Source organism: Reichenbachiella carrageenanivorans (assembly GCF_025639805.1).
Classification (GTDB): Bacteria; Bacteroidota; Bacteroidia; order Cytophagales; family Cyclobacteriaceae; genus Reichenbachiella; species Reichenbachiella carrageenanivorans.
The window spans coordinates 26,414-37,568 of sequence record NZ_CP106735.1 but is presented as its reverse complement, the minus strand read 5'-3'; the positions used below and the strand labels follow the sequence as shown (position 1 = coordinate 37,568).

Genomic DNA, 11,155 nt, shown 5'->3' with positions numbered 1-11,155 from the left:
TTACAAGCCGCAAAAGTAAGATGAAATTCAGTAATGGGAGAGCAAATAGTTCATATTCTTCGTTGCAATTTGCGGGCGCTTTATTATTAGGGCTACTTAGGATGCCAAAGCTTGCTTAATCGTATCTGTAGCGTGAGTAATTAAATCATGATGGGCGCTTTCTATTATGGATACTTGGGTAGAGGGGAGCTGATCGCAAAAGTTTTGGTGATGTTCGGGGATTATAATTCGATCATATCGACCAAAGATTAGATGCGTCTTGAATTTTTCTTTATTGATGAGTGCAATTAGTGCTTTTTGTTTTAATCTGAGTTTTTTGAGTGTAATCCAAGATTTGAATACTCGATGTCTTTGAGCATCTTCTTTGAGCTGGCTTCTAGAGAACTTGACTGTCCATGGGTTTATCAATTTGGTTTTTTCGATGAGATCTAAAAAAGAAAAAAAGGACTTTGGGTGGTACATGAAATAGCTAAATAACTGCTGTGGGCCGTATGGGAATGTGGCCAGCTCATAAGACATGCGTTTTACTATTCCGTCAGGTGCGATCAATAGGCAGTGATCTACTCGGTTAGCAAAAGCATAAATGGTACTAATCGTATACCGTCCGCCCATACTATATCCTAACACGGAGAATCTAGAGATATTTAAGTGATCTAACAGTCCTGCCAAAACGGCTTTCCATTCTTTATGCTGTAGGTAAGTGGAAGAATGGGTTCTGTCGCTTTGGCCATGAAACAATAGGTGAATACTAATGATCTGATAATCTGTTAATTGAGAAGACAACTCTTCGAATATAGTAGCTTCTTGGCCAAATCCATGGAAGCAAATTAACCTTTGGTTACCTTGTCCATATTGGAGATAATCGAGTTGGAATTCAGGAGAATATTTGAAGAGATGTTGGGTTTTCTTCATAGAGGACAAAAAAATACAGGAAAAATTCGAACAAATCTGCCTTTCGTTCGTAGAAACCGAGGAAACTATTAGGATGCTTGTCGTTTCCTTCGTTTTTTTGCGTCAATGATTAACAATACAAAAGATAAAATACTAGAAGTAGCGGAGAGCCTATTCAATAGGTACGGCGTGAGGAGTGTGTCTATGGACGATATCGCAAGAGAACTGTCTATTTCTAAAAAGACTATTTATCAGTCTTACAAGGATAAAGACGAATTGGTATTTACGTTTGCTCAAGCACATATAAATAGAAATAGGTGTGAAGTCACCGAGGCGCGGGAAAAAACCAACAATGCGATCGAGGAGTTAGTGAATTTGTCGGCGTGTATCCGTGAACACGTAAAAACGGTCAACCCCTCTATGATCTATGACCTACAAAAGTATCATCCCAAGTCTTGGAGTCTTTGGATGGACTATAAGAGTGAATATATTAAAGGAACCATGCTGGCAACTATAGCCCGGGGGAAAAAAGAAGGTTTTTTTAGAGAAGATCTAAATGCCGAAATACTAGCCACCTTTAGGGTGGAATCTATAGAAATGACCTTCGATGGAAAAGTCTTTCCACGAGATCAATTCGATTTTACAGAAGTACAAATGACCCTATTTGATCATTTTGCACGTGGCATGATGACGATAAAAGGGCAAGAATTATATGACAGCTTGATAGATGCTAAATCTTATGAGAGTAATTAAACAACCAATATTTCATCTAATACTCACCATTAGTCTTGTAGCAGCTCACCAGGTGAGCTATGCCCAAGAATCGACCACTTTTCGCTTTTCCTTAGAGGAAGCGATCAACTACGCACTGGATAATAACCAGCGTGTGAAAAATGCGCAACTGGAAGAAGAAATTGCAGATCGACAGGTCGGTGAAATTATCGCAGATGGATTGCCGCAATTGAATGCAAATGCGAATTTATTTTACAATTATAAAATACAACAGTCGCTCATAGAAGCGGATGGAAATTTTCCTCCTGGCGTGCCTGCTGGCGAAACGGTCGCGTTGGAATTCGGGATTCCTTATACGTCTAGCTTTGATGTAGCTCTGTCTCAGATGCTTTTTGATGGATCATTTTTTATTGGCCTGGAAGCAGCAAAGACCTTTACACAATTGTCGAAGAAGGATCACATCAAAACTAAGATAGATGTGGCAGAGGCTGTATCCAAGGCTTACTTTTTGGTCCTAGTAAATAGAGAACGATTTGGTTTGATAGAGCGAAACTACTCCAGATTGGATTCATTGCTTAGCGATACCAAAGTGATGTATTCTAGTGGGTTTGCTGAAAAAATTGATGTGAACAGAGTTCAGGTTCAATTTAATAATGTGAAAGTAGAAAAGGAGAACTACGAGCAGGTATTGAATGTATCAGAATCTTTGCTCAAATTTCAAATGGGACTAAACCATTCGGAAGAGCTGGAATTGACTTCTACTATCGAGGGAATTGATTATTTCGATTTTGCCGATGCGGCCAATTTTACCTATGAACAACGGGTAGAATATGATCAGATGAATATCAATAAGGAGTTGAAAGAGCTGGATATCAAAAATGTGCGAGCTAAATATTACCCTAAACTTGACCTCATAGCTACTTATGGTCAGAATACAGGTAATACTTCTTTTGGTGATTTATTTTCGGATCAGTGGTTTGGGCTTGGAGCGATTGGGGTGAAGGCTACTGTACCAATTTTTGATGGATTGAGGAAGCGTAGACAAGTACAACAAAGACAGTTGCAAGTGCAGCAGATCGACTACTCGCTAAATCTGCTCAAAAACAATATAGATGTAGAAATAGAATCAGCCTTGGCTGACTACAATCGTAGCATAGAAATGATGGAAGCCCAACGTGAAAATATGGAACTTTCTCAAGAAGTATACGAAGTAGCCAAGATCAAATACAATGAGGGCGTAGGTTCAAATATCGAAGTAATCGATGCCGATGCTACTTACAAACAAGCTCAAATTAATTTTTATAATGCGTTGTATGACGCGCTAGTATCCAAAATAGACCTGCAAAAAGCCTACGGCGTTTTGCTATAATTAGAACAGCGAAAAACTAACAATCATGACAAAATATATATATCTACTGGCCATGGTCATCCTTGCAAGTGCATGTGGTGGAGGTGAATCAGACCTTGAGGCCAAAAAAGAAGCGTTATCTGAACTCAAGTCTCAATCGGTAGAAATACAAGCCCAAATTAAAGGCTTGGAAAAGGAGATTGCAGCATTAGACCCGTCTTTCTTGGAAGCGACTAACAATTCTGTTTTGGTGACCGCCATTTCAGTAAAGCCAGAACCGTTCAGACATATGATAGAAGTACGTGGAGGAGTGGAGTCACGTACCAATGTGACCGTTGGTTCTCAGATTCCAGGGGAGATAGAATCTGTACGGGTAAAAGAAGGTGATTATGTGAAATCGGGTCATTTGTTGGCTGTACTAGATGGAGACATTATCCAAAATAATATTGCAGAGCTCAAAACGTCGCTAGAATTGGCAACAATCGTAGCACAAAAGCAAGCAAGCCTATGGGAGAAAAACATCGGAACGGAGATTCAGTACCTAGAAGCTAAAAACAATAAAGAGTCGCTTGAAAGAAAATTGGCTACAGCCAATTCTCAGCTCAGACAAACAAGAATCACAGCGCCATTTTCAGGCAGTATAGATGCTGTGATTGCTAAAAAAGGTGAAATGGCTCAGCCAGGCATGCCATTGATCAGAATCGTAAACCCGAATGACATTCATATCAATGCGGATATTTCTGAGCGATACATTGGCAAATTTAAGGTTGAAGATCCTGTAGAAATATACTTCCCGTCGCAAGACAAAAAATTGATTTCCAAGATCAAGTCAGTGGGACAGGTGATCAACAGCGAAAACCGAACCTTTCAAGTAGAAGTACAGTTGCCTAAGCTCGATTTCCCTGTGAAGCCTAATCAGGTGGTTGTTTTGAAACTAGAAGATTACAAAAATGTGAAAGCCTTCAAAGTTCCTACCAAATTGATACAGAAAGATCATAAGGGAAGTTTTGTATTTGGTTTAGAGCAAGACGGAGAGCATCTAGTGGCTACAAAAATCCATATCAAAGCAGGGTTGTCTTTTGACAACGAAACCGAAATACTAAGCGGAGTAAAGCTGAATCAGCAGATTGCTTTCAAAGGATACAGAGAGTTGTCAGAAGGAGCCATTGTCAAGCTGATGAAAGAAGGAGCCGCAGAAGCCAATGCCAGTACAGCCGCAAAATAAACTCAAACAATATTTAACCAAATTTTATCATGGCTGAGAACAAGCAAGATGAAAATAAGATAGAAAAGCAATTTGGACTGACCACATTGTCGCTGACCAATAGGACAACGGTGATGGTGATTACATTCCTGATTGTGACTATGGGGATCTCTACCTATATCAACCTTCCCAAGGAAAGTTTTCCAGAGATCCAGCAGCCTGTAGTATATATAGGTACGCCACATCCGGGCAACTCACCCGTGGATATGGAAAACCTAATTACTCGTCCTATAGAGAAAGAGCTCAATACAATAGCTGATGTAGATGAGATAAAGTCGACTTCTGTGCAGGATTATTCTACGATCATAGTAGAATTTACGCCAGATACAGAAATAGAAGATGCACTCACCAAGGTGAAAGATGCGGTGGATCGGGCCAAGACCGAGTTGCCGTCCGATTTGGAATCAGATCCAAATGTCTTTGAAATGAACTTTTCGGAATTTCCGGTACTCAATATCAACTTGTCGGGAGACTATAGTCTGCAGCAGCTCAATGACTATGCAGAGTATCTAGAGGATGAAATAGAAAAACTGACTGAAATCTCTAAGGTAGAAATACGTGGAATCGATGAAAAAGAAGTACGTATCAATGTAGACCCATATCAAATGGAATCTCGATTGGTCAACTTCGGTGATATAGAAAATGCCGTTCGTGCAGAAAACATCACGCTTTCTGGAGGTAACCTTAAAGAAGGAGATATTCGTAGGTCGATTAGAGTAGTGGGGGAGTTCGAAGACCCAAACGATCTACTCGATGTAGTTATCAAAAGTGAGAAAGGCAATATTGTATATCTGGGTGATATCGCGGAGGTAGAATTCGGATATAAAGAAAAGCAAAATTATGCCAGATTGGGAGGGCAGCCTGTAGTGATGGTCGATGTGATCAAGCGAAGTGGTGAAAACTTACTGATTGCTACGGATAAAATAAATGTCATATTGGACCATGCCAAGACACATGTTTTTCCAGCTAATCTGGAAGTAACCATTACCAACGACCAATCGCAGCAGACGCGCGACATGGTAGATAGCTTAGAAAATAATATCATCTCTGGGGTGATTTTAGTAGTCATTGTATTGCTCTTTTTCTTAGGATCAAGAAATGCACTTTTCGTGGGAGTAGCTATCCCGCTGTCTATGTTTATGTCCTTCTTGGTCTTGGGAGCATTTGGTATTTCCATCAATATGATGGTGCTATTCTCGCTTATCATGGCACTGGGTATGCTCGTGGACAACGGTATCGTAGTGGTAGAAAACGTGTATAGACTCAGAGAAGAGGGTTATTCTGCTTTCGAAGCTACCAAACGAGGAGTAGGAGAAGTAGCTTGGCCTATTATCGCCTCTACCGCTACTACTTTAGCGGCATTTTTACCTTTGGCCTTTTGGCCTGGTATCATGGGGGAGTTTATGAAATACCTGCCTATCACTTTGATGGTGACTTTGGGCTCGTCACTTTTTGTAGCCTTAATTATCAACCCTGTACTGATTGCCATTTTTATGAAATTGGACGCAGGCGAAAAAAGGAATGATAAGAAAATACTATTGATCGTCGGAGTATCCGTAGTAGTAGGCCTTTTGTTTTTGCTGATGGGCTCTGCGGTGTTTAGTAATATGGCTTTTGCAGTGGCTTTCATTACACTACTCAATGTGTATGTGCTGGTGCCGTTGTCACGAAGATTTCAAAGTGTATTCTTGCCTTGGATAGAAGGACTGTATGGTAGATTGTTGAAATATGCCTTGGCAGGGTTAAGACCCTATGCCTTCTTTTGGGGAACAGTGTTTTTGTTGTTTTTCTCTTTTGTGTTAATGGCTGTTTTCCCTCCAGAGGTTGAGTATTTCCCAAAGACAGATCCTAAATATGTCAATGTATTTATTGAATTTCCAGTAGGTACAGATGTAGAGACAACCAATACTTTTGCGGAGCAGATTGAAGCTAAAGTAATGGAGGTGATCAAGCCTTATATGAGTATTGTGGAGTCTGTGATTGCCAATGTAGGCGAAGGCACAGCCGATCCTAATGATTCTTCTGCCTTTGGGCAAAAGTCTACGCCAAACAAAGCCAGGATTACGGTCGATTTCAAAGAATTTAAAGACCGTGGAGGTTTGTCTACCTTGGATGCCTTGGATGCTTTGCGAAATGCCATGAGAGGTAATCCGGGCGTGTTAGTCACAGTAGATCAAAATGCCGATGGGCCACCAGCGGGCAAGCCTATCAGTATAGAGATTTCGGGCGACAACTTTGAAACGCTAATCAATACTTCGGAGCAAATGAAGAGTTATATCAATAATTCAGGGATCGAAGGGATTGAAAAATTGAAAATGGATCTGGAAACAGGTAAGCCTGAATTGATTGTGAACATTGATAGAGAAAAAGCCAGAAGGTTTGGACTCTCTACTCAATCTATCGCCATGGAAGTAAGAACGGCATTGTTTGGAAAAGAAATATCGAAGTACAAAGAAGGGGAAGATGATTACGAAATTCAGCTAAGACTCAAAGAAGAATACCGATACGATGTAGATGCGTTGATGAACAAAAGTGTGGTTTACAGAAACCAGAGTAGTGGAAAAATGCGCAGTGTACCAATCTCGTCTGTGGCCAAGGCAGAATTGAGCTCTACCTATGGTTCGGTCAGAAGAAAGGATCTGAAAAGAGTCGTTACTCTTAGCTCGAATGTGATCTCCGGCTACAACCCGACACAGATCAACGATCAGATCAAAGAACTATTGACTAGTTTTGATTTGCCAGCAGGCTATGAATATAAGTTTGGAGGAGAGCAAGAGAAACAAGCCAAAGAGATGGCTTTCTTAAGCAACGCCTTGCTCATCGCTGTTTTTTTTATCTTCCTGATTATTGTATCGCAGTTCAATAAAATCACGGCTCCTTTCATTATTATGATGTCTGTAGTGTTGAGTACCATTGGGGTATTCTTAGGGCTGGTCATATTTGGGATGAAATTTTCTGTAGTCATGACTATGATTGGTATTATATCACTAGCAGGTATCGTGGTGAATAATGCTATTGTACTGATCGACTTTATCGAGCTGACTCGAGATAGAAGAAAAGCCGAGCTAGGTGTAGATAAGCTGCCTATGGAAGAGATCGTTAATGCGATTATTCATTCTGGTGCGACAAGACTTAGACCCGTTTTGCTTACCGCAATCACGACCATATTGGGTATGATTCCGCTGGCAGTGGGGATCAATGTCGACTTCTTGAAACTATTTTCTATCTATGATGCAGACTTTTTCTTGGGAGGAGACAATGTAGCCTTCTGGGGGCCTATGTCATGGACGATTATCTATGGTTTGACATTTGCCACTTTCTTGACATTGATCATTGTACCAGTGATGTACTTATTCTTTGCCAAGGTGAATAGGAAATTAGGGATCAGTTGATCTCCAATCAGACAAAGGGAATTGAAGCGAGATTTTGTAAAAGGTCTCGCTTTTTTTGTATCTTTTTAATAGGGTTTCGTGCATATATTTGCCGTCCCAAAAAATAAGAACAACATTTAGTATACCCCAATGATGAACTTCGATGACACCCAAGTGGCATTCGCAGACAAGTCTAATTTTGACTTGAAGAGAATGTATTTCCTATTTCTGTCGATGAATAATCCCATAATTGCCAAAATAGGGATTTGGATGACAGTCTTTGCACTTAAAATTCACTTGCCCATCAAGTGGATGATTAAAAAAACGATTTTCACACAATTTTGTGGAGGAGAATCCCTGAAAGATTCCCAAGGCACAGTAGAAAAACTTGCCGAATCTCATATTCGAACCATTCTGGATTACTCGGTAGAAGGAGAAGAGTCTGAGCAGGTATTCGATGCCAATCGAGATGAAATTATTCGGTCATTGGAGATGGCCGCTACTACCGAAAACATCCCAACAGGAGTGATGAAACTTACGGGTTTTACTGCATTTAGCTTATTGGCCAGAAAACAAAGTGGAGTGGCCTTATCTCCTAGCGAAGAAAAACGATATGCCAAATTTCTCGAAAGAGTGGATCAGATTTGCGCCAAAGCTGTGGAAGTAAAGAAACACCTTTTTATAGACGCGGAGGAGAGCTGGATTCAGGATGTGATCGATGCCGTGGTGTACGATATGATGATGAAGTACAATCAGGAAAAAGTGTACATATTCAATACCTATCAAATGTATCGCACGGCGTCATTGTCTAATTTGAAAAAAGCACATCAGCTGGGATTGGATAATGGTTTTTTGATAGGTGCTAAATTGGTCAGAGGAGCTTATATGGAAAAAGAACGTGATCGTGCTGAAGAAAAAGGATATCCAGACCCAATACAGCTAACCAAGGCCGCCTCGGATGCCGACTATGATGCAGCAGTGGCCTATTGTATCGAGTATATCGATGATATTCACCTCTGTGTGGGTACTCACAATGAAAATAGTTGTAAAATCACTACCGAATTGATGGAGAAACACGGCATCTCGAAGACGGATCATAAGGTATATTTTGCTCAACTATATGGCATGAGTGACAATCTATCCTATACTCTGGCCAATGAAGGATATAATGTGGCTAAGTATGTGCCTTATGGCCCTGTAGCCAAAGTGTTGCCCTATTTGATGAGAAGAGCCGAAGAAAATACTTCTATTGCTGGGCAAAGTAGTCGGGAGTTTCTCTTAGTGAAAAAGGAAATTGTCAGGCGTAGGAGATTGTAAAGTATGGTGATCTGTTCAAAGGTTAAATCTGGCTTAGGCAAGCAGATGCTAGATTGCCTGTATGTATCTAATTTAAAATTGGAAAAATCAGTTGCTGCATTTTGGTTGAGCAAAATTGCTTAACTTCCGAGTTTTTAATACCAAAAATGTATGAGCGAATGAGTACGAGCAGTGAGAAGAGAGAAGCATCGCTTCTGGAGGCATTCATACCCATTATTTTTCTTGTCGTTTTTCTATCCATTAATGTATCTATTTTTGGAGATGACGCACTGTCTGGTTCCAATCAGATTGTGCTAATATTGTCTGCCATGGTAGCAGCGATACTAGCCGCTCGTATCGGCTACAAATGGGCTGATATTGAGAAGGCAATGGTCAAAAGCATTACTTCTGCTATGGGATCTATTTTGATCCTATTGATGATAGGCTCACTGGCAGGAAGTTGGCTCATTAGCGGTGTAGTACCCGCTATGATCTATTATGGTCTACAGATACTAAACCCCACTATATTTCTTTTTGCAGCGTGCATTGTTTGTACGATAGTCTCTATGTCTACAGGTAGCTCATGGACTACAGCAGCTACAGTAGGAATCGCTTTGATGGGTATTGGTCAGGCTATGGGGATTAATGAAGGAATTGTGGCGGGAGCTATTTTGTCAGGTGCCTACTTTGGTGATAAAATGTCGCCTTTGTCCGATACAACTAACTTGGCGCCAGCCATGGCTGGCACGGATTTGTTTACTCATATTCGTTATATGGCCTACACGACCTTCCCGTCGATCGGTATTACGCTGATTATATTCCTGGTGATGGGTTTTTTCAATGCGGTACCCGAAACAAGTATAGATACTGTCGAAGTGCTGGATGCGATCACGTCTAAATTCCATATATCTGGTTGGCTTTTTATCGTGCCAGTAGTGGTCATCGTGTTGATCGTAAAGAAAGTGCCAGCATTTCCTGCTTTGATGGTAGGCACATTGCTTGGGGTTGTTTTTGCACTCATATTTCAACAATCAGTCATTGCCGAAGTTTCGGGCTATACAGGAGAGTATTGGAAGACGATGTTTGTAGGAGTGATGAAAGCGCTCTACGGTCATGTAGGAGTCTCCACTTCCAACGAGATGGTCAACGAACTGCTGAGTTCGGGAGGGATGTTTAAAATGCTAAATACGATCTGGCTGATCATGTCTGCTATGATGTTTGGAGGAGTGATGGAAGGAGCAGGAATGCTCAGAGTGATTGCTCGATCCATCATGAACAGGATCGAAAGTAGCGGAGCATTGATCGCTTCTACAGCTGGTACATGTGTGTTTTTTAATGTCACCGCCTCGGATCAATATTTGGCTATCGTGGTGCCAGGTAGGATGTATGCCGATCTATATAAAGAAAAAGATTTGGCACCTGAAAATTTAAGTCGAACTTTGGAAGATTCTGGCACAGTCACCTCTGTACTTGTGCCATGGAATACTTGCGGAGCCTATCATTCCAGCGTGTTGGGAGTAGGCGTATTGGCATTTGCTCCCTATTGTTTTTTCAATATCATTAGCCCAATGATGACGATATTATTTGGATATTTAAATATTAAGATTCGCCGCCTAAGTGAAAAAAATAAGAGTTGAATGAAGATTAGAAAGATTACTAAGCAGGAAGTAAACGAGCTTCCGCTAATGAAGTACGAAGGGAAGTATCAGATAATCGACGATGAAAGTCAGGTGCAGCAAGCCGTAGCAGCTTGCAAAAAAGCAACTATTTTAGGTTTTGATACTGAGACCAAGCCGGCGTTTAGAAAAGGAGAATCTTACCCTGTCGCATTGTTGCAGCTCTCTTTGCCCGATCAGGCTTTTTTGTTTAGACTCAATAAAATAAGCCTTTCCAAAGAAATTGTCAGTCTTTTTGAAGACCCCAAAATCAAAATCGTAGGTATAGGAATTCGTGACGACATCAAAGACTTGCAGAAGTTGAGAGACTTCAAACCTCAAGGCTTTGTAGATCTCAATGAATTAGGTGCTAAATTAGGGTTTGAAAGTATAGGGGCTAGAAACTACGCTGGCATGTTTATGAACCATCGAATATCTAAAAGCCAGCAAGTGTCTAATTGGGAAAACGAAGAGCTAACTGATTCTCAAATCAGCTACGCGGCTACAGATGCTTGGATATGCCTAGAAATCTATCGGAAAATGATGGAGATCAAAGCCAATATGTAACCCGTAGTTCTTTCGGGAAATATTTTTAAGA

General features: G+C 40.7%; 8 protein-coding genes. 7 read left to right on the top strand and 1 reads right to left on the bottom strand.

Annotated elements, in window-relative coordinates; translation table 11 throughout:
• Positions 1 to 96 precede the first annotated feature (96 nt).
• Entirely contained in the window at positions 97 to 912 is an 816-nt protein-coding gene (locus N7E81_RS00140; protein WP_263051252.1) for an alpha/beta fold hydrolase, read from the bottom strand.
• A gap of 105 nt (positions 913 to 1,017) precedes the next feature.
• Here N7E81_RS00140 and N7E81_RS00135 point away from each other — a divergent pair, with 105 nt between their 5' ends.
• From N7E81_RS00135 to N7E81_RS00105, 7 genes are all read left to right on the top strand, one after another.
• Positions 1,018 to 1,644: a TetR/AcrR family transcriptional regulator gene (locus tag N7E81_RS00135; RefSeq protein ID WP_263051251.1), complete on the top strand. Its 627-nt coding sequence runs from the start codon at positions 1,018 to 1,020 to the stop codon at positions 1,642 to 1,644.
• A complete protein-coding gene (locus N7E81_RS00130; protein WP_263051250.1) occupies positions 1,631 to 2,992 on the top strand; it encodes a TolC family protein in 1,362 nt (453 codons plus the stop codon). Before N7E81_RS00135 ends, N7E81_RS00130 begins: the two co-directional genes overlap by 14 nt.
• 25 nt (positions 2,993 to 3,017) lie before the next feature.
• Positions 3,018 to 4,196 (top strand): efflux RND transporter periplasmic adaptor subunit, encoded by a 1,179-nt coding sequence (locus tag N7E81_RS00125; RefSeq protein WP_263051249.1) that lies wholly within the window; start codon positions 3,018 to 3,020, stop codon positions 4,194 to 4,196.
• 29 nt (positions 4,197 to 4,225) lie between these two features.
• A complete protein-coding gene (locus N7E81_RS00120) occupies positions 4,226 to 7,627 on the top strand; it encodes an efflux RND transporter permease subunit (protein WP_263051248.1) in 3,402 nt (1,133 codons plus the stop codon).
• Positions 7,628 to 7,756: 129 nt separating this feature from the next.
• Positions 7,757 to 8,923, top strand: a complete 1,167-nt coding sequence (locus N7E81_RS00115; protein ID WP_263051247.1) for a proline dehydrogenase family protein — start codon at positions 7,757 to 7,759, stop codon at positions 8,921 to 8,923.
• A 158-nt stretch (positions 8,924 to 9,081) separates the two neighbouring features.
• Positions 9,082 to 10,539 carry a Na+/H+ antiporter NhaC gene (gene nhaC / locus N7E81_RS00110; protein ID WP_263051246.1) on the top strand — a complete coding sequence of 486 codons (1,458 nt, stop codon included), beginning with the start codon at positions 9,082 to 9,084 and terminating at the stop codon, positions 10,537 to 10,539.
• A complete protein-coding gene (locus N7E81_RS00105) occupies positions 10,540 to 11,124 on the top strand; it encodes a 3'-5' exonuclease (RefSeq protein ID WP_263051245.1) in 585 nt (194 codons plus the stop codon).
• Positions 11,125 to 11,155 lie beyond the last annotated feature (31 nt).